Source organism: Qipengyuania sp. SM2512 (assembly GCF_054954005.1).
On the sequence record NZ_CM143134.1, the window covers coordinates 342,141 to 367,869 of the forward strand.

At 64.3% G+C, this 25,729-nt stretch carries 23 protein-coding genes; 8 read left to right on the plus strand and 15 right to left on the minus strand.

Features of this window, described 5'->3' with window-relative positions; translation table 11 throughout:
* Window positions 1–105: 105 nt before the first annotated feature.
* The 7 genes from ACQ5J0_RS01675 to ACQ5J0_RS01705 form a co-directional block, all read right to left on the minus strand.
* The gene (locus ACQ5J0_RS01675; protein WP_462568798.1) at window positions 106–1,485 is read right to left on the minus strand and encodes an efflux transporter outer membrane subunit; all 1,380 of its coding nucleotides are present in this window, start codon (window positions 1,483–1,485) and stop codon (window positions 106–108) included.
* The gene (locus ACQ5J0_RS01680) at window positions 1,485–4,586 is read right to left on the minus strand and encodes an efflux RND transporter permease subunit (RefSeq protein WP_462568799.1); all 3,102 of its coding nucleotides are present in this window, start codon (window positions 4,584–4,586) and stop codon (window positions 1,485–1,487) included. Before ACQ5J0_RS01680 ends, ACQ5J0_RS01675 begins: the two co-directional genes overlap by 1 nt.
* The gene (locus ACQ5J0_RS01685; protein ID WP_462568800.1) at window positions 4,576–5,613 is read right to left on the minus strand and encodes an efflux RND transporter periplasmic adaptor subunit; all 1,038 of its coding nucleotides are present in this window, start codon (window positions 5,611–5,613) and stop codon (window positions 4,576–4,578) included. Before ACQ5J0_RS01685 ends, ACQ5J0_RS01680 begins: the two co-directional genes overlap by 11 nt.
* A 113-nt stretch (window positions 5,614–5,726) precedes the next feature.
* Window positions 5,727–6,383 carry a DUF2490 domain-containing protein gene (locus tag ACQ5J0_RS01690; protein ID WP_462568801.1) on the minus strand — a complete coding sequence of 219 codons (657 nt, stop codon included), beginning with the start codon at window positions 6,381–6,383 and terminating at the stop codon, window positions 5,727–5,729.
* A gap of 105 nt (window positions 6,384–6,488) precedes the next feature.
* Window positions 6,489–7,223 (minus strand): carbonic anhydrase, encoded by a 735-nt coding sequence (locus tag ACQ5J0_RS01695; protein WP_462568802.1) that lies wholly within the window; start codon window positions 7,221–7,223, stop codon window positions 6,489–6,491.
* Between the two features lie 48 nt (window positions 7,224–7,271).
* Window positions 7,272–8,258 (minus strand): calcium/sodium antiporter, encoded by a 987-nt coding sequence (locus tag ACQ5J0_RS01700; protein ID WP_462568803.1) that lies wholly within the window; start codon window positions 8,256–8,258, stop codon window positions 7,272–7,274.
* Window positions 8,259–8,556: 298 nt separating this feature from the next.
* Window positions 8,557–10,440 carry an ABC-F family ATP-binding cassette domain-containing protein gene (locus tag ACQ5J0_RS01705; RefSeq protein WP_462568804.1) on the minus strand — a complete coding sequence of 628 codons (1,884 nt, stop codon included), beginning with the start codon at window positions 10,438–10,440 and terminating at the stop codon, window positions 8,557–8,559.
* A 327-nt stretch (window positions 10,441–10,767) separates the two neighbouring features.
* On the opposite strand from ACQ5J0_RS01705, the gene ACQ5J0_RS01710 reads away from it, so the two are divergent.
* The 4 genes from ACQ5J0_RS01710 to ACQ5J0_RS01725 all read left to right on the plus strand — a co-directional run bounded on the left by ACQ5J0_RS01710 (window position 10,768) and on the right by ACQ5J0_RS01725 (window position 13,847).
* Window positions 10,768–11,676 carry a GGDEF domain-containing protein gene (locus ACQ5J0_RS01710; RefSeq protein WP_462568805.1) on the plus strand — a complete coding sequence of 303 codons (909 nt, stop codon included), beginning with the start codon at window positions 10,768–10,770 and terminating at the stop codon, window positions 11,674–11,676.
* A 79-nt stretch (window positions 11,677–11,755) separates the two neighbouring features.
* Window positions 11,756–12,715 carry an oxygen-dependent tRNA uridine(34) hydroxylase TrhO gene (gene trhO / locus ACQ5J0_RS01715; RefSeq protein ID WP_462568806.1) on the plus strand — a complete coding sequence of 320 codons (960 nt, stop codon included), beginning with the start codon at window positions 11,756–11,758 and terminating at the stop codon, window positions 12,713–12,715.
* Complete coding sequence (locus ACQ5J0_RS01720) at window positions 12,712–13,374, plus strand: glutathione S-transferase (RefSeq protein WP_462568807.1); 663 nt, start codon at window positions 12,712–12,714, stop codon at window positions 13,372–13,374. The genes trhO and ACQ5J0_RS01720 overlap by 4 nt, the downstream gene beginning before the upstream one ends.
* A 149-nt stretch (window positions 13,375–13,523) precedes the next feature.
* Window positions 13,524–13,847 carry a DUF6481 family protein gene (locus ACQ5J0_RS01725; protein ID WP_462568808.1) on the plus strand — a complete coding sequence of 108 codons (324 nt, stop codon included), beginning with the start codon at window positions 13,524–13,526 and terminating at the stop codon, window positions 13,845–13,847.
* A 105-nt stretch (window positions 13,848–13,952) separates the two neighbouring features.
* On the opposite strand, the gene ACQ5J0_RS01730 is transcribed toward ACQ5J0_RS01725, so the two are convergent.
* On the minus strand, window positions 13,953–14,969 hold the full coding sequence (locus ACQ5J0_RS01730) for an aldo/keto reductase (protein ID WP_462568809.1): 1,017 nt from the start codon (window positions 14,967–14,969) through the stop codon (window positions 13,953–13,955).
* A 173-nt stretch (window positions 14,970–15,142) separates the two neighbouring features.
* On the opposite strand from ACQ5J0_RS01730, the gene ACQ5J0_RS01735 reads away from it, so the two are divergent.
* Window positions 15,143–15,751: a TetR/AcrR family transcriptional regulator gene (locus ACQ5J0_RS01735; RefSeq protein WP_462568810.1), complete on the plus strand. Its 609-nt coding sequence runs from the start codon at window positions 15,143–15,145 to the stop codon at window positions 15,749–15,751.
* 107 nt (window positions 15,752–15,858) lie between these two features.
* Here the strand turns inward: ACQ5J0_RS01735 and ACQ5J0_RS01740 are convergent, their stop codons facing one another.
* From ACQ5J0_RS01740 to ACQ5J0_RS01760, 5 genes are all read right to left on the minus strand, one after another.
* Entirely contained in the window at window positions 15,859–16,449 is a 591-nt protein-coding gene (locus tag ACQ5J0_RS01740) for a hemerythrin domain-containing protein (RefSeq protein WP_462568811.1), read from the minus strand.
* Window positions 16,450–16,464: 15 nt separating this feature from the next.
* Entirely contained in the window at window positions 16,465–17,013 is a 549-nt protein-coding gene (locus ACQ5J0_RS01745; protein ID WP_462568812.1) for a DUF4142 domain-containing protein, read from the minus strand.
* A complete protein-coding gene (locus ACQ5J0_RS01750) occupies window positions 17,013–18,284 on the minus strand; it encodes a hypothetical protein (protein WP_462568813.1) in 1,272 nt (423 codons plus the stop codon). The genes ACQ5J0_RS01745 and ACQ5J0_RS01750 overlap by 1 nt, the downstream gene beginning before the upstream one ends.
* Window positions 18,285–18,837: 553 nt before the next feature.
* The gene (locus ACQ5J0_RS01755; protein WP_462568814.1) at window positions 18,838–19,008 is read right to left on the minus strand and encodes a hypothetical protein; all 171 of its coding nucleotides are present in this window, start codon (window positions 19,006–19,008) and stop codon (window positions 18,838–18,840) included.
* Between the two features lie 30 nt (window positions 19,009–19,038).
* Window positions 19,039–19,476 (minus strand): hypothetical protein, encoded by a 438-nt coding sequence (locus ACQ5J0_RS01760; protein WP_462568815.1) that lies wholly within the window; start codon window positions 19,474–19,476, stop codon window positions 19,039–19,041.
* Between the two features lie 108 nt (window positions 19,477–19,584).
* Here ACQ5J0_RS01760 and dcm point away from each other — a divergent pair, with 108 nt between their 5' ends.
* The 3 genes from dcm to ACQ5J0_RS01775 all read left to right on the plus strand — a co-directional run bounded on the left by dcm (window position 19,585) and on the right by ACQ5J0_RS01775 (window position 22,354).
* A complete protein-coding gene (gene dcm / locus ACQ5J0_RS01765; protein WP_462568816.1) occupies window positions 19,585–20,931 on the plus strand; it encodes a DNA (cytosine-5-)-methyltransferase in 1,347 nt (448 codons plus the stop codon).
* The gene (locus tag ACQ5J0_RS01770) at window positions 20,894–21,400 is read left to right on the plus strand and encodes a very short patch repair endonuclease (protein ID WP_462568817.1); all 507 of its coding nucleotides are present in this window, start codon (window positions 20,894–20,896) and stop codon (window positions 21,398–21,400) included. Before dcm ends, ACQ5J0_RS01770 begins: the two co-directional genes overlap by 38 nt.
* A 543-nt stretch (window positions 21,401–21,943) precedes the next feature.
* Window positions 21,944–22,354 carry a hypothetical protein gene (locus tag ACQ5J0_RS01775; protein WP_462568818.1) on the plus strand — a complete coding sequence of 137 codons (411 nt, stop codon included), beginning with the start codon at window positions 21,944–21,946 and terminating at the stop codon, window positions 22,352–22,354.
* A 9-nt stretch (window positions 22,355–22,363) separates the two neighbouring features.
* On the opposite strand, the gene ACQ5J0_RS01780 is transcribed toward ACQ5J0_RS01775, so the two are convergent.
* Together ACQ5J0_RS01780 and ACQ5J0_RS01785 are read right to left on the minus strand one after the other, a co-directional pair.
* Window positions 22,364–23,248 carry a Csu type fimbrial protein gene (locus ACQ5J0_RS01780; protein ID WP_462568819.1) on the minus strand — a complete coding sequence of 295 codons (885 nt, stop codon included), beginning with the start codon at window positions 23,246–23,248 and terminating at the stop codon, window positions 22,364–22,366.
* A 2-nt stretch (window positions 23,249–23,250) separates the two neighbouring features.
* On the minus strand, window positions 23,251–25,725 hold the full coding sequence (locus ACQ5J0_RS01785; RefSeq protein WP_462568820.1) for a fimbria/pilus outer membrane usher protein: 2,475 nt from the start codon (window positions 25,723–25,725) through the stop codon (window positions 23,251–23,253).
* Between the last annotated feature and the right edge of the window lie 4 nt (window positions 25,726–25,729).

Genomic DNA, 25,729 nt, shown 5'->3' on the forward strand with positions numbered 1-25,729 from the left:
CCTGTGCAAGCGCCAGCGCGGCCTGTCCATCGCCGGTTCGACATCTTCAACAGTGTAGGTCGAAGTCGGGGTTCGACAGTTTACGACTGCGGAGTGTCGGTCGAATCAATCCGCTTCGGGCGACTCCGGATCCCGGCCGTAACCCTCCGACCCCACCGCGGCATGGAACGCCACGAAGGAGCTCGACAGCGCCGCCTCGCTGTCGATCAGCGACTGGCGGCTGGCGATCAGCTGGCGCTGGGCATCGAGCACGTCGAACAGCGAGGCCAGCCCTTCGCGGTAGAGCGCGTTGGATTGCGACAGCGCAGTTTCGCTCTGCTCGATCGCCTCGACCAGCGCTTCGTTGCGCTGGCGGTAGGCCTCGACCGCGACCAGCGCATTCTCGACCTCGCCCAGCGCATCGAGAAAGACGGCGCGGTATTCGGCCATCCGCGCATCGGCGAGCGCTTCCGCCGCCTCGATCTCCGCGCGGCGGCGACCGCCATCGAACAGCGGCAGGTCGATCGCCGCGCCCAGCGTCAGCAGGAAGTCCGAGAACAGCCCGCCCAGCGAGCCGTCGCCGACCGCCAGACTGCCCGGAATGGTCAGCGAAGGCAGCAGATCGGCGCGCTCGATCCCGATCTCGGCGGCGGCGCGGACCAGACGCGCCTCGGCGGCGAGGATGTCGGTCCGGCGGCGCAGCAGATCGGCCGGAGTGCCCGCGCCGGGGCCCATGGCGTAGTCGGGGATCCGCGTCTCGCCGCGCGGCGGTGGCGGCGCGAACGTGCCCGGCGGCTCGGCCACCAACACCGCCAGCGCGTTGGCGGCATTGGCGCGCGCGATCGCCACCAGACCGCGCCGCGCCCGCGTCTGCGCCAGATCGGCGGCGGCCCGCCGGACATCGAGATTGGCTGAGAGACCCGCTTCGAAGCGCAACGTGACGATCCGCAGCGTCTGCTCCTGCAGGTCGGTGGATTCGTCGACAAGCTCGAGCTGCGCCCCGGTGCGGCGGTATTCGAGATACTGGCTGGCGATTGCCGCCGCGACCAGCCGGCGCTGATCGGCCACCAGATAGTCGGCCTCGGCGTAATCCGCCGCCGCGGCGCGGATTTCCGCTGCCAGCCGGCCGTTGAGATCGAGATCGAGCACGCCGAACAGCCCGCCCGAAATCAGCGCGTCATTGTCGGTGCCCAGCACCACTCCGGCATCCCCCGCACCGTCGAGCGAGGGCAGCCGGTCCGAACGTTCCGCGCGCAGCAAGGCCTCCGCAGCGCGCAAGCGGCCGGCAGCCGCCTCAACATCGAGATTGGCGGCGAGACCGCGCTCGATTAGCCGGTCGAGCAATGGGTCGTTGAAGCCCCGCCACCAGTCCTGCTCCAGCCCGGAAGGCGGCAGGTCGGTGGCGTAGCTCGCGGGCGCGAACACCGGCGGCACGGCCGGATCCGGCGCGACGGTCGCGCAGCCGCCAAGCAGCGCCGCACAGGTTATGAGCGGAGCGAGCCGCATCACGCGGGCGCCATCGTCATGTCTTCGTCGACGCCCTCGATCTCTTCGCGCAGCCGCTCCAGGTCGACCGTCCGAGGCTTGCCGAATTTCGCCACCGCCAGATAGATCACCGGGGTCAGGAACAGCGTGAACACGCCCGCCAGCCCGAGCCCGCCGAAGATCACCCAGCCGATCGACTGGCGCGCTTCGGAGCCCGCCCCGCTCGCCAGGATCAAAGGCACCGCGCCGAGCACGGTCGAGATCAGCGTCATCGCGATCGGGCGCAGGCGAATCGCCGCGGCTTCCTCGGCCGCCTCGCGCACGCTGCGGCCCTGGTGGCGCAGCTGATCGGCGAACTCGACCATCAGGATACCATTCTTGGCCATCAGCCCGATCAGCATCACCAGTCCGATCTGCGAATAGATGTTGAGCGAGATGCCCGAGAGGAACAGCGCGAACACCGCCGCCGCCAGCGCGAAGGGCACGGTCATCAGCACCACCAGCGCGCTGGTCAGGCTCTCGAATTGCGCGACCAGCACGAGGAAGACGATCACCAGCGCGAAGAGATAAGTCAGCAACAGGTCGTTGGAGGTTTCCTCGAGACTCTCGGCATCGCCCTGCAGCAGCATATCGATGTCCTCCGCGACGCTGTCGGCGGCCAGCCGCTCGATCTCGTCCACCGCGTCGCGCAGCGGGGTTCCGGCCTCGATACTGGCGCTGACTTCGATCGCCCGGCGCTGTTCGGTTCGGTCGAGTTCGGCGGCTATTCCCTGTTCCTCGATTGCGGTCACGCTCGAGAGGGGGATCAGCGCATTGCCCGAACCGCGGACGTAGAGATTGCGCAGATCGTTGGGGTTGGTGACGGCGACCGCCTGGGCGGTGAGGAAGATCGGTACCGCCTGATCGCCGACGTTGAGGTCGATCAAATCGTCGCCGCCCACCATCGCGCGCAAGGTCTGGGCGATATCGTCGAGAGCGACCCCCAAGTCGGACGCCCGCTGGCGATCGACCCGCACCGAGAGCTGCGGCTGAGTCGGCTGGTAGGAAATCTCGGCGTTGGAAAGGATGTCCGACTGCGTATCGATCGCCGAGGCGAGCGCCTGCGCCGATTCGAAGATCGCGTCATATTCGGCCCCGGTCAGCGCGACCTCGATCCCCTCGCCGCCGCCGCCGAAGCTGAGCGTACCGCGTCCGCGGGCACTAGTTCGCGAACCGGGAATTTCCTGCAGCGGGGGGTTCAGCTCCTCGACCAGCGCCGTCTGGCTGCGGTCACGTTCGTCCCAGCCGGCGAGCTGCGCGGTGACGCGGACGCGGTTGGGATCGTAGCGTCCGACGATCGAGAACGTGCTCTCGATCTCGCCGCTGTCGAGATAGGGTTGCAGGACCCGTTCGACCTCGTCCAGTTCGCCATCCATGAAGGCGATCCCCACACCGTCGGGGCCGGTGGCATCGACGGTGATCACGCCGCGATCCTCGTCGGGGACGAGTTCGTTGTCGAGCTGGAAGTAGAGTGTCCCAGCCAGTCCGGCGAGCACCACCGAGACGATCCCGACCAGACGCGGGCGATCGAGACAGCGGCGCAATTGCTCGGAATACCAGCCGCTCGCCTTGCCGCCCCATTGCGCGAGGCGGCCCGAATCCTGCTTTTCGCTGGTCAGATCGAAGCGCGCCGCCAGCGCGGGCACCAGCGACAGCGCGACGAAGGAGGAGATGATTACCGCGATCGCCAGCACCAGCCCGAATTCGCGGAACAGCCTCCCCACCTCGGATGGCAGGAAGCCGATCGGCACGAACACCGAGACCAGTACCGCGGTGGTCGCGACGACGGCGAAGAACACCTGCCTGGTGCCGACCACCGCAGCGGCGCGGCGGCCCAGCCCCTTGTTCTGCAATCGCTGCGCATTCTCCAGCACCACGATAGCATCGTCGACGATCAGCCCGGTGGCGAGCACCAGCGCCAGCAGCGTGAGCAGATTGACCGAAAAACCCATCGCCCAGATCGCTGCGACTACCCCCACCAGCGCCACCGGGATTGTGGCGCTCGGCACGATCGTCGGACGCAGCGCGCGGAAGAACACCAACATGGTGCCGATCACCACTGCGATGGTGAAGCCCAGCGTGATCAACACCTCGCGCACCGAGATGCGGATGAATTCGGCATCGTCGGAGACGACTTCAATGCGAAGGTCGTCGAAGCGCTCGTTGATGCGATCGACCCCGTCGCGGATCGAATTCGAAATCTCGATCGTGTTCGAACTCGCCTGCCGCACCACGCCGAGCCCGATGATCGGTTGCCCGTCGAGGCGGACGAAATTGGTCGCATTGGCGGGAGCGAACCCGGCGCGGGCGACATCGCCCACGCGGGTGTTACCCGAAACAATTACGTTCTCGATGAGCTCGGGGCTGATCGCGCTCGCCTCGGCGCGGACCACCAACTCCTGCGCGTCCGAGCGGAACGACCCGACCGGAACATCATAAGGCGCGCCCTGGAGCGCATCGGCGACATCGGTAATGGTCAGCCCGAAGCGGTTGAGCCGTGCCGGATCGACCGAGACCCGCATCTGGCGAACCCGCGTGCCGAATTCCTCGATGCTCGCGACACCCTCGGCGGTCAGCAATTCGGGGATCAGGTCGTTCTCGACGATGCGGGTGAGCTCGGCCTGGTCGTAGCGGGTCGAGAGCACCGCCAGCGTCATGATCGGCTGCGCGTCCTGGTCGGCCTTGACCACATTCACCTGCTCGACCCGTTCGGGCAGTTCGCGGGTCACCCGGCTGACCGCCTCGCGCACGTCCGATGCAGCGGTGTCGAGATCGATGCCGGGATTGAACTCGACCCGGATCCGCGAGTTGTTCTCCTCGCTGGAGGCGCTGATCTGGCGCACGCCCGATACCCGCGCGACCGCATCTTCGAGCAGGCTGGTCACTTCGGAATCCATGGTTTCCGGCGCTGCGCCGGGCAGGCTCGCGGTGACCGAGACGATCGGGCGATCGACATTGGGAAGTTCGCGGACCTCCACGCCCATGAGCGCGGCGATCCCCGCGATCACGATCAGCAGGTTGAGCACGCCGATCAGCAGCGGCCGCTTGACCGCCAGCATCGGAAGATCGGTTCTATTCTCCATCCGCTGCCGGCCCGGCCTGACGAATGCTGACCTCCTGCGGCGCAGCGCCGCGGGGCTGGACCAGCCGGATATCCTGCCCCTCGCGGACTTTCTGAACCCCTTCAACGATCACGCGGTCGCTGCCGCTCACCCGTCCATCGACGAACACCAGCCCTTCGCGGCGCGCGGTGATGGTAACGGGGACGCGGCTTGCCTTGCCGTCGCGCACGACGAAGAGATGCGAACCCTCACCGCCCCAGACGATCGCCTGTTCGGGCACAGCGGCGCGGGTTTCGCCATTGCGGCTAAAGAGGACGCGAAAGCTCATTCCCGGCCGCAACTGGTCGTCGGAATTGGGGATCGCGGTGCGAACGATGAAATCGCGGCTGTCCTGCGAGATGTGATTGTCGGTGGTCACCACCCGCGCGTCGATGGTGCGCGTGGGATCGGAAAAGGGAGTGACCTGCACCACCTGCCCCGGGCGCAGCGCGTTGAACACTGCCTCGGGCGCGGGGAAGTCGACATAGAGCGTGCCGCGCTGATCGATCTGGGTGATAGGAGTGGAATCGTTCACCCGGTCGCCGCGATCGATCTCGGTTAGGCCCACGTGGCCCGAGAACGGCGCGCGCACGACGCGGTCGGCCAGCGCGGTCTGCGCCTGTTCGAGCGCGATCCGGGCCGAAGCGAGCGCGGTCTCGCCCGCCTCGATCTGGCTTTCGGAAATCGCTCCGGTATCCTCGATCCGGCGGTAGCGGCCCAGCAACTGGTCGGCTTCGCGCACCTGTACCCGTGCCGCATCGACCGCTAGCTGTTCCTCTCGCGCATCGAGCCGCAGCAGCGGCGCGCCTTCGCGGATGTAGTCGCCCGCAGAGAACAGCACCGCGGTGACACGGCCCGCGGTTTCGGGGAAGATCTCGGCCGAAGTCGCAGCGCGCGCGGAACCGATCGCCTCGATTTCGAGCACCTCGGGAAGCATGCGGATCTGCTGCGCGACGACGGGAATCGCCTCGCGCTCGGCTTCCGGCTCGGAATCCGAGCACGCAATCATTGCAAAACAGGAGAGGACCGCCGCGATGCGAGCAAGGGGTAGCGCCATGACAGGTCGTCTATCGAACAAGACCCGAAGGACAAAGGGATATTACCTGCCCTTTGGGGCAGGTGTCAGAAGGAATACTCGATCCCCACAAGCGGGGCATGCCCGACCTCGTCGGGTCCGGCATCCTCGAAATCGTGCTGGCGCAGATAGGTCAGGCTGAGCGCGAGATTGTCGCTGGCAGCATAACTCACGCCGATCTGGGTCCGCAGCCCGGTGAGCCCATCGTCGCCCCCGGCTGAAGTGCTTTTGAGGGTGAAGAACAGCTCAGCGTTGGTGTAAAAGCCCCAGCGGTCGTCCAGCCGCATCGCCACGCCGAGCCGCGGCTGAAGCCGTAGGCCCATCCTCCCGGTGCCGTCGACGAAACGCTCCTCCAGCCGCAGCCGGGTTCGCAATAGGCCGTGCCTGGTCGACAATTGCTGCATCAGACGGGTTTCGTCGCTGACCACGTCGTTGATCCGCCGTTCGACCGCGCCGCCCAGCGTGACGTCTTCGGACAGTGCCTGGTTGAGCCACAGCCTGGCGAAATAGGTATCGACCCTGCCATCGGCAGCGCTGCGGAAACGCTGCGCGGTCTCCAGTTCGACGCCTGTGTCGTCGTCGAGATCGACCGAAACCGATGGGTTGAGCCAGAATTCGAACGCCTCGTCCGCGGCATGGGCCGGAACAGCCGCAACCATCGCAGCAGCCGTCAAGCCTGCGCCACCGATATATTTCATTTTCATGACATCCGCCTAAAGCCGGAAGCGCGGCCGGTCAAATGGCCCGATCTGGCAGGCCCGATCCGGCAGACGCAGATCGCGTCTGCCGGATCGATTCGGAAGCGCCATTCAAGTGGTTGGCAGATCGAAGAAATCGACTTCGCCGGTGTCCAACTTGTAATAAGCGCCGACAACCCAGAGCCGCCCGTCGCGCTGGGGATCGAGCATGATGGGATCGGTCTGCTCGCGCAATTGCCGCACCACGCGGCGCACATTGGCGCGCACCGAATTGTCGACCAGATCGCCTTGCTCGTCCTGCGCCATGAGCACTGCGGGAATGATCGGTTCGACCATCCGGCCGATCGAGCCCGGGAAGGTCGCATTGTCGGTTACCACCTTGGCAGCCGCGGCAACTGCGCCGCAGCTTTCGTGGCCCATCACCACCACCAGCGGCGTCTCCAGCACCGCGACGGCATATTCGATCGATCCCAGCGCGACCGTATCGACGGTGTTGCCAGCGTTGCGGATGATGAACAGTTCGCCGAGCCCGCGCCCGAACAGCAATTCGGGCGGCACCCGACTGTCGGAACAGGTGACATAGGCAGCGAACGGTGCCTGCCCACGCGCCAGCTCGAGCCGCCGCTGGGCATTGCTGATCCCGCTGGGCTGCTCGCCGCGCAGGAAGGAGGCATTGCCTTCGCGCAGCAGCTGGAGCGCCTGCGCCGGGGTCAATTCGCTCGCCGGAGGAGCGGGTGGCAACACCGTCCCTCCGGCCGGTGCGGCGGCCAGGCTCGATCCGCCACCGACCAGCGCCGCCGCTCCAAGCGCACCGGTACCGCCGAGTATCTGTCGTCTGGTATTCATGTCGTTCTCCTTGGGCTTGCTGAAACTTCTAGGATCGAGGAACGGGGGCTATCCGCTGGTCACCAGCATCGCCATGAAGCCGGCGTAGCCCAGCAGCAGCGCGACGCCGGCGATGCGGGTCACGCCCGAGACGAACCACGCCAGCGCCATCACTGCGACCGCCGAGAGCGCCATGATGCCAATGTCGAACGGCAACAGGTCGGCGGGAATGGCGTCGGGTGCGACCATCATGGTCACCCCGCCGATGCCGAGCACATTGTAGATGTTGGAGCCGATCACATTGCCGAAGGCGACCTCGGGCTCACCCTTGCGCGCGGCAATGACAGAGGTGACGAGTTCGGGAAGCGAGGTGCCGATCGCCACGATGGTCAGACCGATCAAGGTTTCGCTGAGCCCCGCCATCTGCGCGAGGTCGATCGCGCCGGTCACCAGCAGCCGGCCGCCGATGATGAGAACTACAAGCCCGGCCAGCGTCAGCAGCACCGGCCGCAGCCATCCGGGACTGGCAGGCTGGTGCAGCGTGGGATCGGTCATCTCGAGCGCGAGCGAACGATCGTAGGGCGCATTGTGCACGATTGAGGGCGCCTGGGTGCGCTCCTCGCGGTAGCAATAGGCGACATAGGCGATCAGCGCCGCGAGCAGCAGCAGCCCCAACCCAAATCCCGACAGGCCGGCCCAGGCGATACCGGCGAGCGCCAGCGTCGCGACCAGCGCCACACCGGTGTCGCGCAGCGCCGCGCCCTGCCGGATCGCAATCGGGGCAAGGACCGCGGCAGCGCCGAGAATGAGAAGAGTGTTGGCAATGTTTGAGCCGACGATATTGCCCCAGGCGATCGCCGGCGAACCCGCCATCGCGGCTTCGACGCTGGTCACAAGCTCGGGCATCGAGGTGCCGAAGCCGACGATCACCAGCCCGATTACCAGCGGGGTGACCCCCAAGCGCTCGGCAAGCGCGACCGCGCCGCGCACCAGCAATTCGCCGCCGACGACCAGCAGCACCAGCCCGCCGATCACCATCAGGGAGGTGACCATCATGGCTGCGTCTCAAGGGGGAGCCGTCTTTGTGCACGGGCCGTCATCGAAAGTCTCCTTAGTCGAGGCTTAGGTGATCGGATGCCGGTGCAGCGTATGTCTGGGTATGTGAGCCCGGGTCTTGCGTGCATCGGTTGTCCGATGCGGTCCGACATCACGCGCGCTGTTGAAGCACACGCCAGAGGGGCCCGGTCCGCTCCCGCCAGATACACAGATGCGACGCGGATTTCAAGTTCGTGGGGTTGCCGAGGGTGCGCCGCAGACCGCGGGATGCCCCGGCCAAGGGAAACGGGCCAAACCGTCAGGCGGCCTTGGCGCCTTCCATGGCTTCGGACGCTGCGATCCAGCGCGCCTCGGCGGCCTCGATCCCGGCGACGGTATCGGCGCGCAGCTTCATCAGTTCGGTCATGCTGCGATTCGCGTCCTGTTTCGAGGCCGAGCCGGGGTCGAACATCGCGCGGTCGAGCTCGGTCTTGCGCGCCTCGAGCTTCGCGATCTCGGCTTCGGCGGTCTTGATGGTCTTGCGCAGGCCCTGCGTCTGTTCGCGCGCCTCGGCGGCCGCGCGGCGCGCATCCTTGCGATTTCCCTGCGGCGCGGAGGCGGGTTTGCCGGCCTTTTTCGGGTCGCGCCCGAGGATCATGTCGGTGTAATCCGCCAGGCTGCCATCGAACTCGCTCGCGGTACCGCCATCCACCAGCATCAGCCGGTCGGCGGTGAGTTCGAGCATGTGGCGGTCGTGGCTGACCACCACCACCGCGCCCTCATAGGCGCCCAGCGCCTGAACCAGCGCCTCGCGCGCATCGACATCGAGGTGGTTGGTCGGCTCGTCGAGGATCAGCATATGCGGGGCGTCGCGGGTGACCAGCGCCAGCGCCAGCCGCGCCCGTTCGCCGCCCGACATCTTGCCGACCTCGCGCATCGCCCGCTCGCCCGAGAAGCCGAAGCGGCCGAGCTGCGCGCGCACGATCTTGGGCGGCGCATCGGGCATCAGCCGCGCCATGTGCTGCAGCGGCGTGTCGCTGCCGTCGAGTTCCTCGACCTGATACTGGGTGAAATAGCCGACACGCAGCTTGCCCCCGGCCATGACCTCGCCTGCCATCGGCTCGAGCTGCCCGGCGAGCAGCCGCGCCAGCGTGGTCTTGCCATTGCCATTGCGCCCCAGCAGCGCGATCCGGTCGTCGGGGTCGATCCGCATGTCGAGCCCGCGCAGGATCGGTTCGCCCTCGACATAGCCGACCGCCGCGCCTTCGAGCACCATCAGCGGCGGGCGCATCTCATTGGGGCTGGGGAAATCGAACGAAAGGCTGGGATCCTCCAGCGCCGCCGCCACCGGTTCCATCCGCGCCAGCGCCTTCATCCGGCTCTGCGCCTGGCGCGCGGTATGCGCCTTGGCACCCCAGCGATCGACGAAGCTCTGCAGCTTGGCGCGCTGCGCCATCTGCTTCTCGCGCGTTGCCTCGGCCTGCGCCATGCGTTCGGAGCGCTGGCGCTCGAAGGCATCGTAGCCGCCCTGATAGAGCGTGGTCTGCCCATGATCGAGATGCAGCACGTGATCGACGACATTGTTGAGCAGGTCGCGCTCGTGGCTGACCACCAGCATGGTGCCGCGATAGGCCTTGAGGAAGCTTTCTAGCCACAGCGTCGCCTCGAGATCCAAATGGTTCGAAGGCTCGTCGAGCAGCAGCAGGTCGGGATCGGAGAACAGCAACGCGGCGAGCGCCACACGCATCCGCCAGCCGCCCGAGAAACTGTCGAGCGGGCGCGCCTGCATTGCCTCGTCGAAGCCCAGCCCGACGAGGATCTTGGCAACCCGCGCGGGCGCGGCATGGGCGTCGATCGCGTTGAGCCGCTCGTGGATATCGGCCAGCCGCTCGGCATCGGTCAGCCCTTCGGCCTCGGCCAGCAGCCGGGTGCGCTCGAGATCGGCGCTGAGCACGGTCTCGAACGGGGTCTCGGCGCCGGCCGGCGCTTCCTGCGCCAGATAGCCCAGCCGCGCCTTCTTGGGCATTTCGATCTCGCCGTCATCGGGATCGATCTCGCCGGTCAGGACCCGCATCAGCGTGGACTTGCCCGCGCCGTTGCGCCCGACCAGCCCGACGCGTGCACCGGTCGGCAGCGCCGCGCTGGCGCCGTCGAGGATCGCATTGCCGCCGAGGCGGACCGTAATACCGTTCAGATTGAGCATGGCGGCCCGATAGCAATGCCCAGGGCTCTTGTCATGCGGACGCTTGCGGCTCGGCCTGTCTCGCGCATACGCGGCGTGCAGCCCAGGCGAGGCCCGCGGTAGCCAGCGCGCCGGTGATGCCAGGCCCCACCGCGGTGGCCTCCCACCAGCCATCGGGCGTTGCGTCTGTAGAAGGCGAGCATGGCCGCGCGTTAGGCGCAGGATCGGCCGCGCGCAATTCGCCTGTTGCCGATCGCCCTGCGCAATCGCCGCCCTCGACCAGACGTCGCAAATCGCCAATTCGCGACTCGATGCGGATGCTAGGACTTGGAAATTCACGGGGGATTCATGCGCAACGAGAAGATCGAGATGAGGGGAAGCGCACCACCTGCCCCGCGGCGCTCGCGCCGCGCACCGCACGGGGATTGGTCGCGCGCCGCCACGACTGCGATCCTCGTTGCGCTCGTGGGCTTTTGCACTTTGATTGCGCTGTTCGGACCCTCGCCCGCGCTTGCGGTGTCGGTGGTCCTGCTGGCCGGTATCGTCGGCCTGCTCGGCGAGCCCAGGACCGCGCGCCTGTTGGGTAGCGCGGTGGCGCTGTGTCTGGTGATCGGGGTGCTGCGGACCCAGCCCGAGCTGTCCGATGCGGTGCTGGCACCCATGGCGCTGCTGTTCTGCGAGGGGATGATCGGCGTTCGCCGCCGGCTGGTCGCGGCCGAGCGTGCGGCCAATGTCGACAGCCTGACCGGGGCGCTCACCCCGCGCGGCTTCGCCCGTATGCTCCGCAGCGAGCTACCTCAGGCGCGCCAGGACGGCCGCACAACCGCACTGATCTTCATCGATCTCGACCACTTCAAATCGGTCAACGACGATCACGGTCACGCCGCTGGCGACGCGGTGCTGTGCCAACTCGTCGCCAATCTCAAGGCGCGGTTGCTGAGCGAGGATCACATCGCGCGGATCGGCGGCGACGAATTCCTCGTCTTCCTGCGCTACGCCGATGGCTGCGACCGGATCGATGGCTTCCAGGCCAAGATGCTCGGCGCCGTCGACGAGCTGTCCTATCAGCTGACCGCCAGCGCCGGCGGCCTGATCCTCCCCCCCGCCGACTATCCCGATACCGCCGCCATCATCCACTCCGCCGACCGGCTGATGTACGAGGTGAAACACGCAGGCCGCGGACGGGTCCAGTTCGGCAGTCTGAGTTCGCTTGAGGCGCAAAGGGGCATCCGCGAGCCTGCAAGGGCCGCGTCGTAGGTTTCGTCCCGCTACCGCGACCGCCTGCCGTTCCGGATCGCTGCTGACGCGCGGTCGACCTGCCGCTATGGGGCCGCTCATGCAAAGCCCTCCCCCCGAGATTCCCGCGCCTGTCAGTGTGGCTGCGCTCTACCGCTTCACCCGGTTCGAGAACTGCGAAGACCTGCGTGCAACACTCCAGAGCCTGTGCGACCAGCACGGGATCCGCGGTACGCTGCTCCTCGCGCGCGAGGGGATCAACGGCACCATCGCCGGGGCGCCCGCCAGCATCGCGCAGGTGCTCGGTCATATCCGGACCCTGCCCGATTGCGCCGCGCTCGACGTCAAACTGTCTACCGCCGCCGCCATGCCCTTCGAGCGGATGAAGGTGCGGGTGAAGCCCGAGATCGTCACCATGGGCCAGCCGGGGATCGATCCCCGCGCCGCGGCGGGCACCTATGTCGCGCCGCAGGACTGGAACGCGCTGATCGCCGCCCCCGACACCATCGTGATCGACACGCGCAATGATTACGAAGTGGCGATCGGCAGCTTCGAGGGCGCTATCAATGCAAAAACCAGAAGCTTTCGCGAGTTCCCAGCCTGGTTCCGCAGCAAGCGCGAGGAGTTGCTCGGTTCGGGTCGCCAGCCCAGAGTGGCGATGTTCTGCACCGGCGGGATCCGGTGCGAAAAATCGACCGCCTTTCTCAAGGAAGAAGGCGTCGACGAGGTCTATCACCTCAAGGGCGGGATCCTTGCCTATCTCGAGGCGGTGCCCGAGCGGGACAGCCTGTGGCAGGGCGAATGCTATGTGTTCGACCAGCGGGTGGCGATCGGCCACGGGCTGACGGCCGGCAGCCACGGCGCCTGCCTCGCCTGCGGCCGCCCGGTCAGCGCGAAGGATGAGGCCTCCCCGTTCTACGAGGCGGAGGTGAGTTGCACCGCGTGCCATGCCGAGCGGACCGAGGAGCAGCGCCTTGCATTGCGCGAACGGCGCCGCCAGGCTGCACTCGCGGCAGCCGCTCGCCCCCGTATGCGCGGGACAGGCAGCAAGCCGCGATGACAAGCGCGGACGCCCCCGTGCTCTACAGCTTCCGGCGCTGCCCCTATGCGATGCGCGCCCGGCTGGCGCTGGCGGTGAGCGGCACGCGCTGCGAATTGCGCGAGGTGCTGCTGCGCGACAAGCCCCCGAGCCTGCTCGAAGCCTCGCCCAAGGGGACGGTGCCCGTGATGGTCCTCCCGGACGGATCGGTGCTCGAGGAAAGCCTCGACATCATGCGCTGGGCATTGGGGCAAAACGACCCCGAGGGCTGGCTGGCGCGCGGGGATGCCGAGCTGATCGCGGTTTGCGACGGATCCTTCAAGCGCTCGCTCGACCAATACAAATACGCCGAGCGCGACGGGACCGATGCGCTGGGGCATCGCGCGGAAGGAATGGCGTTTCTGGAGCGTCTCGACGCGCGACTGTCCGGGCAAGACCAGCTGGCGGGCCCCACGCGCGGGTTCGTAGATGCCGCGATCCTGCCCTTCGTGCGGCAATTCGTCGCGGTCGACCGTGCCTGGTTCGACACCCAGCCGCTGGCGGCCTTGCGCCGCTGGCTCGACGAGCACCTCGCATCCGAACTGTTCGGCGCGATCATGCTGCGGGTCGAGCCATGGGTCCCGGGCGAACCGCCGGTGTGGTTTGAGGCGGGGCTGCGGGAACCGCCCGCTCCTTCATGATGTTCACAAGAGTGGCGAAGCGGCGCGAAATGCCCTAACGGCCTCGCGGGCCGGTCCGGCGGGTGACTTTCGCGCATGAAAATGCGCGCTGCAAGCGGACCGATTTCACCAACTGCACTCACACGATCTGCATTCAGGAGCGAATTTCGATGAAGGGTTTCAAGGATCCGGGGTTTCAGGACCGGGCAGCCGCCTCGGCCCGCGCGAAGAAAAGCGCGCTGGAAAAGCTGAAGGCCGCGCCCAAGCCCGACGAAGCCGAACTCGCCGCTGGTGCAGAGCGCCAGAAGGCGCGCGACGCCAAGGCTGCAGCCAAGCGCGAAGCGATCAAGGCGGAACGCGAGGAAGCGCAGCGGATCGAGCAGGAAAAGCGCGACGCGGCCCGCGCCGAGCGCGAAAAGCCCGAGCCCACCGAAGCCGAGCGCAAAGCCGCCCGCGACGCGAAATACGCCGCGCGCAAGAAGCGCAAGGGCTGAGGCTGGGCCTCCGGGCTCTCGGCCGCGTCGGCTCCTACCCCCGCCAGCCCCGGCATCACACGGTCAACGGAGCGTGCGCCACTTAGCATCCGCTGAAATGCGGCTTCAGTACCGGGCCAAGACCGAACTTCCGCCGAAGACGAGGTTCTGACGCCCTTCAGGCGTGAACAACCCGTAAATCATCGCCGTCTCGGGAGTACTGGCAGCATCGAGCGCCGCGAGGTGCTGCGCCGGCAGGACAAGGTCCGTGGCGGCGATGTTGTCGTGCAATTGCGATACGCGGCTCACGCCCATGAGTGCAGTATCGACCCCTGGGCGCGACAACACCCAGGCCAGCGCGATCCGCGCGGGCGTCTCGCCGATCGCCTCGGCCACGCCGCGAAGCGCATCGACAATGCGCCAGTTGCGGTCCGTGAAGAGACTATCCCCAAAAGGATTGGCACCATCGAGCCGATTGTCGTCGGCGGCGCGCGTTTCGCCGGTTCCCGCATCGCTGGGCAGCCCGCCGGATCTGGGGGCGCCAGCCTCCACGGCCGCGCGGTCATATTTGCCGGTGAGAAGGCCATAGGCCAGCGGACTCCACGGCATCATCCCCATGCCCATGTCGCGGGCGAGCGGCAGATGTTCGGCCTCGACCTCGCGGCTGACCAGCGAATAGAAATACTGCAGGGCAACCGGTCCGGGCAGTCCATGCACCGCGGCGAGCGTGGCGAGCCTGGCAACATACCAGGCGGGCGCGTTGGACACGCCCCAGTAGCGGATCTTGCCAGCCCGCACGAGCGAGCCCATCGTTTCCAGCAGTTCTTCAGGTGGGGTGATCGAATCCCACACATGAACCCAGTACAGATCGATATAATCCGTACCGAGGCGGCGCAACGAGCCTTCCAGCGCGGCCCTTACCTGTTTGGCGCCGTTGCCGCCCGCTTGCGGACCCCTGCCTGCCGAAAAGCCGGACTTGGTGGCGACGACCAGGCTATCCCTGATGCCGCGATCGGCGATGATCGCGCCCAGCATCTCCTCGCCTTGGCCGCCCGCATAGACATCGGCCGTGTCGACCAGATTTCCACCGGCTTCGACATAGGCATCGAAGACCGCTTCGGCGGCGGACCGCTCCATCCCCATCGCGCGCCACCCCGAAGGTCATCGTTCCCAAAGCGAGCGGGCTGACGACGAGGCCGGAACGGCCAAGCGAGCGATAATCGGTAAGCGACATAAGGTGATGTTCCGTAGTGATCGGTATGAAAGCCTATTGGGCCTGCTTGCCGATCGCGGTCAAGCATTATATATCGTTCGCTATGAAACCAACCCCAGTCCTTCGCAAAACCGGTCGGCCGCTTTCCTTTGATCGCGACGCGGCCCTCGAGGCCGCCATGCATCAGTTCTGGAGGCACGGTTTCGAGGGCACGTCCATCTCTCAACTGACCCGCGCAATGGGGATCACACCGCCAAGCCTGTATGCCGCTTTCGGCGACAAGCGCCGCCTGTTTCTAGAAGCCGTCGATCGGTATCTGGGAGGCGCCGGCTCGATTCTTCAGGCGATCTCGGATGCGCCGTCGGCGCGGGCGGCCGCGCACCAGCTGCTGATTGCGGGCGCAATCGGCAACACAGGGGAAACCACCCCGCCGGGCTGCTTACTGGCCAGTTCAATCGTATGCAGCTCGGTGGCCGCAGCCGGTGTCCGCGAGGATCTGGCCACTATACGCAGGGACGTAGAGCTCGCCCTGCGTAGGCGGATCGAGCGCGACGTTGAGGATGGGACAATGCCCGCGAACACCGATTCCGAGATGCTCGCGGGCCATGCATTTGCAGTCCTTCAGGGGATGTCGACTCTGGCCAAGGATGGTGCCGGTCGCGGCAAGCTGCTGCGCATCGTCGACAGTTTCATGGCCGCATGGCCGCAGTGAAACCAAGGGTCGCCGTAATTGTTTAGGCCACCCCTGAACGCTTCGCCGGGCACCAGCATGGCCGTCGGAATCGCGGTTCCATCCCAACCACGCCCTGTCCTCCGGCTTCAGCCCGCAATGCTTACGGTGTTTCCGCAATAGCGGTCGTATTCCTCGTTGTAGCGCTCGAGTAGCCGGGCCTTTCGCTCTGCCGACATTTCCTCTGCGAGGTCCGGAAGCCAGCTGCCTTCTTCCTGGTAGATGTGCTGCGCCACTGCGCTTCGGATGTGCTCTAGCTTCTCGCCCCATTCCTTCGTGCCCGGCGGGAGGTCCTTTAGTTTGGCGAGCTGGATCTTGGTCATGGCATGTTCTTCATACGCCATCCCTGCATGGGTCTTGCTGCTCTGGTCGGCAATGTCGGGATACAGGACGGCTTCCTCTGCGTTCGCGTGTCCCGTGAGAATGGTGGAGAGCCGCTCGACAGCATCGACCGATGGCGCGGCATGCGCCGCCTCGAAGCCGGCCTCGATTTCCTTGTGCTGGTCGACGATGGCTTTGATCCAGGGCTCTTTGATTGCGAGCACTTCTATGTCCCGCCGCGCGTTGGCGCGGGCTTCGTCGGAGGCGGCGGGGGTTACTGCGGCTGCGATGCGATCGAGAAATGACATGATTGTTCTGCTTTCCGGCGGTCTCTCGACCGTCCATTGGATGTGAACCAAGAGAAGCGAAGCGGATTATCCGAGCTCCGACCTCAGATGCTCCATGTGATTCAGATGGCGCTGCACCACCGGCGCAGTGCCCGCCGCAAAAGAGCGCAGTTGGGCGTTGTCGCCGGTATCCCGGAAGCCCGTCATCAGATCGACGGTTTCCTTGTGCGCCAGGATTTGCTGATCGAGATAGGTCACGTCGAACTTGTCGGCGGGCGCGGCCTCCAGGTGATCCAGCATCGTCTTGCGCCGTGCGTCGATCGAGTCCGGCAACGGCGGGACGCCCTTCGTCTCGTTCATCAGCATGGCCGAACGCAACTGATGGGTGCTGGTCGTATGGTCGTCGATCATCTTCATCGCGGCAGCTTTAACGAGATCGGACCGCGCGTGACGAAGCGCCAGTTTGCCCGCCGCGATCTCGTACATGTCTCCGATGGCGGCATTCTCGACGAAGGCCCCGGCAGAGGTGGACCCGGCGGTATTGGCCGAGGCGCGCCCCACCATCCCGCCAAGCGCGTCGGAGGCCTTGTCGACCGCCCGGTGAAGGCCGTCATGCTTCTCTTTGCGGTTGGTCATCATGCGTTCTCCGTGTGGCGTTCGACTACTTGGGCGTAGGTGGTTCCCTCAGCGGTGCCGCTCTCCTGCAGCGAGGCGATCGGATGGGTCCCTTCAGTTGCGAAACGGTATTCGCCCCCGAACTCCTCGCGATGCCGCCGGATGACGGATTCGCTGGGAACATCGCCCGCGTTGACGGTGGCCTGATAGTCGAAGAAGCGGTGACCCGCCGGAAGCTGGTCGACGGGCACGAACTGCGAGTCGCTGGCAGAATTGTAGACCGTGCGGGCCAGCACATCGCGGACATATTGCTTGTTCGGCTCGAAGGTCATCGGCGCTTCGATTCCCTGCGCGGGGAAGACAGTCGCCGGATCGATACCGTCGACCTCCTTCATCATCTCGCAGGCGAGACGGAGATGCTCCAGCTCCATCGCGAGATGGGTCTCCCAGACCTGCTTGATGCGCGGGTCGGTCTCGGTCACCATGCACGACCAGTAGAGCCAGCATTCGTTGTACTCGTGCAGCGCCAGATTGAGCAGCTCGGGCGTCGTCGGATCGAGGATCGATTCGTAATGCGAGACGTGCTGCTCCTCGACCATAGCGATCTCGAGATAGAGCGAACGCGCCATCGGGTCCTCCGGGCGGTTCCCGGCATTCATGTAGAAATTCATCGTCTGCTGTTCGGCAGACACGACCGTCAACGCGTTGAGGATCGACTGGAAGGAACTGGCCTCCACCGTCATCGGGCGTCGCAGTTCGTCATGCGGATGGCGATGATGGAAAATGGTCGGCCGTCCCGGGAGAATTTCGGTAAGATCGCCGGTGATCTCTTCGGCCTTCCGGCGCTCGCCCATCAGATCCATCAGATTGGCATAGCGATAGAGGTGATCGTAATCCTCGAGCACGCCAAACTCGTAGACCTGGTTAAGATAGGGATCGGGTTCGTGCCGCGCGATCCAGCTAGTCAGATCCACGGCGACTTGCTCGTAACCGATCGTATTTGCGATCGTGCTCTCGCTCCCCGGGATCAACCAATTCACCGCCTTTTGCTGCTGCTGCTCCGCCTTGCGGACGAGGGCCAGCATCTGCTTTACGCCCGTATCGGCAATGCGGCGCGCTGCGTTGTGCGAATTGATAATGGCCTCGACCTCGATCCCGTTCATCAGGATCACCCGACATCTTGTGTAAGGATGGACCTCGCGGGTGTCGTAGGGCTGGCACGCCAGCTCCGACCAGCTTCGAAACTGGCGCTCGATCGGAATGCCTTTCTCGGTGAGCGGATTAAAAGCCATCGGTGTCTCCTGCGGGGATCGGTTCAGCATCGTGTAGATGCCCAAGTAATTCTCACTGCGCCCAACTGTTCCGAGCTGCGAGAATATAGCCTAGCAACAAATGTAATAGATTAGCATTTGTTATTATTACCTTCCGAGACGAAGGTACGGCTACTCGGGATCGCGGTCGGCTGCTCAGTATGGCGTTTGGTTTTTCCGGCACTCGGTCGGTACGGGAAACGCCATCTGCCCGAGTTGCTACAGGATTTGCGAGAAGCGGAAGGGAGGTTTCAAAACGCTTAGCAAAAATCGCGAAACGAGGTCCGTGGCCGTATCGTTTGACAATAGATCGACTGGAGAACGGGGATGCTGGGGGAAAGAATGGTCATAATGCGAGAATCGGCGTTATGTTAAGCCCGTCCGAGCCCCGGCGTCCGCTTCAACTGTCGAGTTACGGCACCACTAGGTGTGACAATATCTGACCCGAGAGCACCGGATTGAGCGGGTCGGCCTGCCCGAGCGCCCATGCGCGACTTTGCGGCAGTCGACATTCATGCTGGATGGCTGCAGCACCTCAGTCCTCGGCGCCGGAATCCCGCTTGCCTTTCTTTGCCCTGAGCTTCTTCACCATCGCCATGTTGACCCGCCGATCATCGTCGATCAGGCCCTCCGGAGGCCATTGATCAATCGGCACATCGATCGGCACATCGAGAACGCCAGAGCGCGGCTCCGCTTCATCTGCCACCCGTGTTCTTACTCGTCATTGTTCTTCTCCTCAGGTGGGTCCTGGCCGATCGGCCAGCAGGGCTTCCAGAAGCGCCGCCTCCCCGGGCATGCGCTGTCTTGTCACCTCCCGAAGGACTTCGGCCGCAGCCTCTCGGCTCATGATGGTGAGGCCGCCCACCTCCTCGCGGCAGATCAAGACCTCGTCTTGGGCGATGCCGTGCTTTTCTGCGTACTCCGCCGGCAGGGTGATCCTGCCACCTGCTTCAACAGACACTGTGTAGACCTGATTGCCAGCAGAACCTGACGGCTTGGCAGCAGCCTTTCCGATCAGCTTGCTGCGCTTCAGAACGTTCTGCACATGCTGGTAGCTGATATCGATGAAGCGCGCGATATCCGCCCGCTCCACCCCTGCCTTGAACAGGATGCGGATCTTCTCCGACTTCACCTCGGTGTGGGCGGTAAGCCGCTCCATTTCATCGCGTGTCATGCTTGTCTCCGTTGCCGTCGGCCGATCCTATAGGCACCAGCAAGTAACCCATGCAAGCTGTTTATTAGCTGTGTACCGCCAACCCTCCATTGTGGTGCGCTGCGCAGCTTGCTGAGCGACTTCGGCTGTGGAAACATTTGCAGAACAAACTTGCCTCGCGGGTCGGCTTTCGCCATTCCGTCCGAAATCGACCCGGATGTGGTCGGCTCAGGAGGATTATTCTCGATGCATGCAGTAGCCGGTGACTTCGCAGCCCAGTTTCACCGGTCGGGCCTGAGCATCGAGGAAGCCGAACGCGAGCTCGGGAAAACCGAGCGGCAGATCCGCCGCTATCTGGCTGCGGATTGCCGGGTACCCAAGCTGGTGCGCGAGCGTGTCGAGCAGATTGCTGCGACGAGGATGCCGGTACGGTCTAATCCACCGGCCTTTCGATTCATCGATCTCTTTGCCGGTATTGGAGGTCTGAGGCTCGGGTTCGAGGCCATCGGCGGTCGCTGCGTCTTCACCAGCGAGTGGGATCGCTTCTCGCAGGAGAGCTATCGCCGCAACTTCGCCGATGGCGAGGATCACGTGATGGCCGGCGACATCCGCCCCTATGGCGCCGATCCCTCGAAGATCCCTGACTTCGATGTGCTGCTGGCAGGGTTCCCCTGCCAACCCTTCTCGCTCGCCGGAGTCTCGAAGAAGAATTCGCTCGGCCGCAAGCACGGGTTCGATGACGAGCACCAGGGCAATCTGTTTTTCGAGATCGAGAGTATCCTTCGTCACCACCGGCCGGCTGCATTCCTGCTCGAGAACGTGAAGCACCTGCAGCGCCACGACAATGGCCGGACCTTCCAGGTTATCAAACGCACGCTGGAGAAGGACCTTGGATACACGATCGACTTCCGGGTCATCAGCTCGGCGCCCTGGGTGCCGCAGAAGCGCGAGCGCATCTTCATCGCCGGCTTCCGTGAGGATGTCGGGTTCAGCTTCGATGACTTCGACCGGATGGTTCCGCAACAGTCGGAGTGGCCGACACTTGGCTCGATCTTCCAGTCGCACAACGAGATCGACGCCAAATACACCCTCACCCCCCGCCTGTGGCAGTATCTGCAGGACTACCGCGCTAAGCACGAGAAGGCCGGCAACGGCTTTGGCTACAGCATGTTTGGCCCTGACGATGTCGCCCGCACCCTTTCCGCGCGGTATCACAAGGACGGCTCGGAGATCCTTATTGCGCAGAACGGTACCCGCCCTCGCCGTCTCACCCCGACCGAGTGCGCCCGGCTGATGGGGTTCGAGTATCGCGAGAGGACTTGGGAGATTCCGGTCTCCGATACTCAGGCCTATCGCCAGTTCGGCAACTCGGTTGCGGTGCCGGTGGTCGAGGCGGTAGCCAGATACATGGAGCCGAGCCTCACCGAGATGCTGGCGCGTGACCGCAACCCCGCGGAGCAGCGCAAGTTTGCCTGACGTCGTATCACCCGAGGTCCGCAGCCGCATGATGGCGGGGATCAGAGGCACAAACACCCGGCCTGAGATGCTCCTGCGCAAGGGCCTCCATGCACTGGGCTGGCGCTACCGGCTGCACGGCCGAGGGATCCCCGGAAAGCCGGATCTGGTGTTCTCCGGTCGCCGCGCGCTGATCTTTGCCAACGGCTGCTTCTGGCACGGGCATGATTGTCATCTCTTCAAATGGCCAAAGACGCGGCCGGAGTTCTGGCGCGAAAAAATCGCCGGAAATATCGCGCGTGACATTCGGGTTCGCGAACAGCTGCTCACCGACGGGTGGCGGATCGCCGAGGTCTGGGAATGCGCGCTCAAGGGGCGCGAACGGCTGCCGCTAGATGAGGTGCTGGCGAACTGTGACAGCTTTCTGCGGAGTGAGGACGGGTTCTCTAGCTTCGGGGCAGACCAGCGGGTTGAGTTGTCGATGGAATAGACCGCAGTGTGCAAGGGCTACATCCGCTTTGCGCCCCACTACGGCCATTTGGGCCATCGCGGCGATCACCCGAAAGCGGTCGTTCGTTCGGCTTTGGAAGATCGGCAGCTATGCGCTCGGATCCGTCCAGAGGAATTCTATGCTCATTTTGCCCCAAAGCCGCCACCAATCATATGCGGAAAAATGAACAAAGGGCAATACGATGGAAACTTTTTTCGTATTTCCGACGAGGCGGCAGTCGACCATACCGTGCACTCGTTGAGGCGAGAGCCATCCTATGCCCACCCTTTTGAGAGAATCTCGTATTCATTACGGATATACCGAATCAAGCGGTGGGAAAACAATTGTCGCTAGAGCGCAGGAACGTCACGTTCCCAGGAAAAACTGCAAGTCTCTTCCTTTTTTAGGGCAGCGGCCGCTAATTTTCACGCATTTACCTTCATCAGCCTTTGTCCAGTCCTCCTGCCCTCTCGTCTTCCAGGTCATGCCAAGGCTTCTTTAACCTTTAGCCGCTAACCAAAGGCAATGCGGAAGGATCGATCGATGAGGCGCTGTGCCACCTTCGCTGTTTCGGCGGCTTGCTTTGCCTTCGCCACGTCGGCTCAGGCCGAGGCTGCCCGAGGGTCGTTCCAGATGAGGGCTTATGTCCCGGAATTCTGCGAAATCTCGGCACCTCCGCTCCTCGCTTCAGAGGGCGACGGGATCTTTACCGGTACGGTTCTGGAGACCTGCAACACCGAGCAGGGCTATTCCATCGTCGCTTCGCATCGCACGCTGGGAGACGGTGAGCGGATTGCGCTCAGTTACGCCGGAATCCAAAACCAGCTCCAGCCCCACGGTTGGACCGAAGTCGCGACCCGCGCGGGAGCCAGATACGGCATGCGGCCGATTACCGTTCGCCATACTTCGCTCGCCAGCCCAGTCACGATCGTGCTGACCGTCACGACCTTTTGAAGAATACGTTTAAATCGTTGTGACAGTAACTGTCACGCGATCGCTGTAATCTCCTGCATGGTAATTCGGATTCGGATTGATCACTATCGTGACGGGATGAACATCGCCCACCGAGCTCGTGTGACTGCCCACGCGGACAGAGTCCGCGGCTCCGCTCAAGTTCATCATCTGACCACCCATGGTCATTCGATACGGGATCAGATCTCTGCTTCCGGTTCGGCGCAGCGCGCCCTTGTTCAGCGAGACGAGATCGATCCTGTAAGCCGATGTGCTCAGCACCCGTAGCGCGAACGGAGGCGAACGCGTCGGGGCAGTCGTCGAAATGGGGCCCATCTCGATTCTCGCAGGCCCGTCGGCTCCGCTCGCACCCGCAAAGCGGATGCGAGCGGTCTGCGGAATATCCAGCTCAAGTTGGATTTTCTGGTTCTCGATCGCGCTTCCGGATTGAGCGTCGAATAGCTGGTAGACCAGTTCATCGACATAGATGCCTGCCTCGGCCCCCCATCCCACGGCCATGCGTACCTCGTAGGGAATGGAAACTTCCCCGTTTGCGGGTACGATGAACTCATGTCCGAAACCGGCCGTGTCCGACGGGATGGTGATCCCGCTAACGGTCTGCTTGCCATTCGGGCCGGTAAGCGAATAGGCCGGGAAGAGGCTGCTGGTAGCGGTCAGGGTCCGACCGACGCCCAGGCGCAGCGTGCAGACCTCGTCGCCGTCGTTGCGGACGCGAACGCCGAAGGGCTCGATGAGTTGCTGGTTATCGAAGGATCCCGAAGGCCTCAGATTGACGACATTCGACCCCTCGACGAAGCTAGGATCGCAGGCAGCGTTCGCAGTCGTGGGAAGAAGGACAGCGAGAACCACGGGCAGGCATCGATATGCGCGCATCATCTTTACTCCTGTTCACCGCCTGAAGGTACGATCATTATCTCATCAAGCTGAAATAGTGCCTCGGAATCCTCCGGCACTTCGATCCTGTATACCCCAACGGGGTCCAAGAGGCGAACCTCGTAGGTGTAGCCGGGCTTAAGGCCAATAATTGCGAAGCGTCCAGCGGAATTGGTAAAGAAGGGCTGGGTCTCGAACTCTGGATCGTCGGACGACGTCACGGTGCCCGCAACCAGCTCTGCACGCCCGGATGGCAGGTTGAGAAACCCGAAAGCCGTGACGGTTAGACCGGAGCCGACCGTCAACCGATAGCCGCTGCGATATGGCGGTAGAACGGTCTCGATTCCGCTCCCGATGTCGATACCGGCGCCGTCGCCTCCCAGATCGTAGATGATCGTCTGACGATTGTACGAACTCAGCCTTCCGCTCAGAGCAGCACCGAGATCGCCGCTCAACGCGTCCGGTCGCCCGATCTGAACGGAACTTCCCAGCACGGCTTCACGGCCTTCGAGTTCCTCGTGCGGCGCCGCGACTACGAAACTGTCGACGATCGGCCTGCCGATGCCAAGCAGTCCATCCGCATACCCCAGCGCGGTCCCGACCTGGACGCGAGCATTCGGATTATCGCTGATGTTGTCCAGTCCGCGTCCGCTCGAAGTGGCAAAGCCGCGAGCGAAGAAACGATTGCCGACATAGGTTCCACTCGCATCGACGCTCGAGTTGCCTTGGGATTGGCGGATACCGACATCGTATCCCCACGATCCCACCTGGTCGTCGAAGCTCCGCGACGCGAGGGCGCGGAATTCGTCCCGGCGGCTGTTGTAGCTAGCGTCGGCGCGGGTGGATCTTCCAAGCGGAATTGAAATCGCGACGCGAATGCCAAATCCCTCGCCCACGAAGTCCTGTCCATACTCCACGCCCGCAGTCAGCCGGTAGTTGCGCGTGTAGTGAACCACGTCGGCAAAGACCGTCCGATTGGCGCGAAAATCCTCGCGTTCGAACCAGCTTCCACCGACCACCAGCGCGGTGCGCTCGCTCAAACGCTGCGAATAGTTCGCCGTGAGCGTGAATGTCTCGGCTCGGCCGAGGTTGATCTGGTCGATCAGCGTCGCGAAGCCGGCGTTCCGATATTCGGCGTTCACCGAGAATTGCCGACCGATGTCCGGGTCGCCCCACCGTAGCGAATAGCCAGCCCGGCCGGCTATTCCGAAGCCCTGGCCTGTACTCAGCGCCAGCCCGAGATCGAATCTTCCCGGAATCGCGCGCGGCGAAGCGATCAATTCTGCGCCCGCCACCTGCGCTATTTCCGAGATTTGCACGGCCCCGCCAAGCGTCAATCGAGTGCTGATGCCGCGGCGGTAAAACCCACTGAATGCCGGGCTGCTCGTATAGGTGGGCTGATTGCCGAACCCGTCCGGAACGAAACCCAGAGCGGCACTGTACTCGGTCTCTCCCGGAGCGAGCGAACCTGGATCAAGAAAAGTGTCGAAGTCGGCTATCTGCCGACGGCCGGTAACATCCGTAATGAACAACTGGGCATCGCGACCGCCATACTCGGCGCGGAGCTGCGTGAGATCGTAGGAGCCGGCTCTGAGCTGCAAGGTCTCGACCTGCCGCCCCGCCACAAGCACTTCGACCGTCGCATCGCGATCTAGGAGGATCTCCTGACTGCCAATCTGCGTGAGAGGCCCAAACTCGTTAAATACGCGCCGCCCTTTCTCGACGCCGACGCCCCCCACGAACACGCCGCCGAGCAGGCCCAGTGTCGAGACCTGCACGTCCCCGGCGGTCCAGCGACGCTTCAGTTGTGGTTCGTCGTAAACGACGCGGGCGTAGCGCCGGTAGAATCCGCCTCCCGGCGCAATCTCGGAGTCGATGCCGCCATCAAACTCCAGCACCACCCCGCGGTGACGCACCGCTCCGGTAAGCAACAGCCCCGGTGTCTGGAGTTCGTTGACCTCATCGACCCGGAAGTCGCCGATAACGTTCAGATACGCACTTGTGCGGCTAGGCTCCAGAGTTATTGGGAGCGCTTCTTCGCTCACCGCGCTGCCCAACGTCTGCAGCGCAGCGATTTGCGGATCTATCGCCTCGATGTAGATTTCGAGAAGCGACGGATCGTAACGCAGAGTTACACCCGCCCGCTCAATATCGCTCCCGGACAACATTGCGTCGTTCGGCAGCGCAGCGGAGAACTGCCGCTGGCCGTCTGCGGACAACAGGTTCGACAATCGTGCGAGAAGGGTGACACGCTCATAGCGAATCTGGCCGTCCGCATAGAGATCGGCAAGTACGTCGCCGTAGACTCTTCCGCTACGGATGACGGGAACGAGAAGCCGCGTCGGAGAACCCGCAGGGACACTTTCCTCGACCATCGGCCCGACCGCTCCGGGCGTTCCTGGTTGTTGCACGACGGGCGCCGCCGCAACGGCGGTGGGCAACAACAAAACCACCCCCGGCAGGTAATTCACGTACTTCATCGCA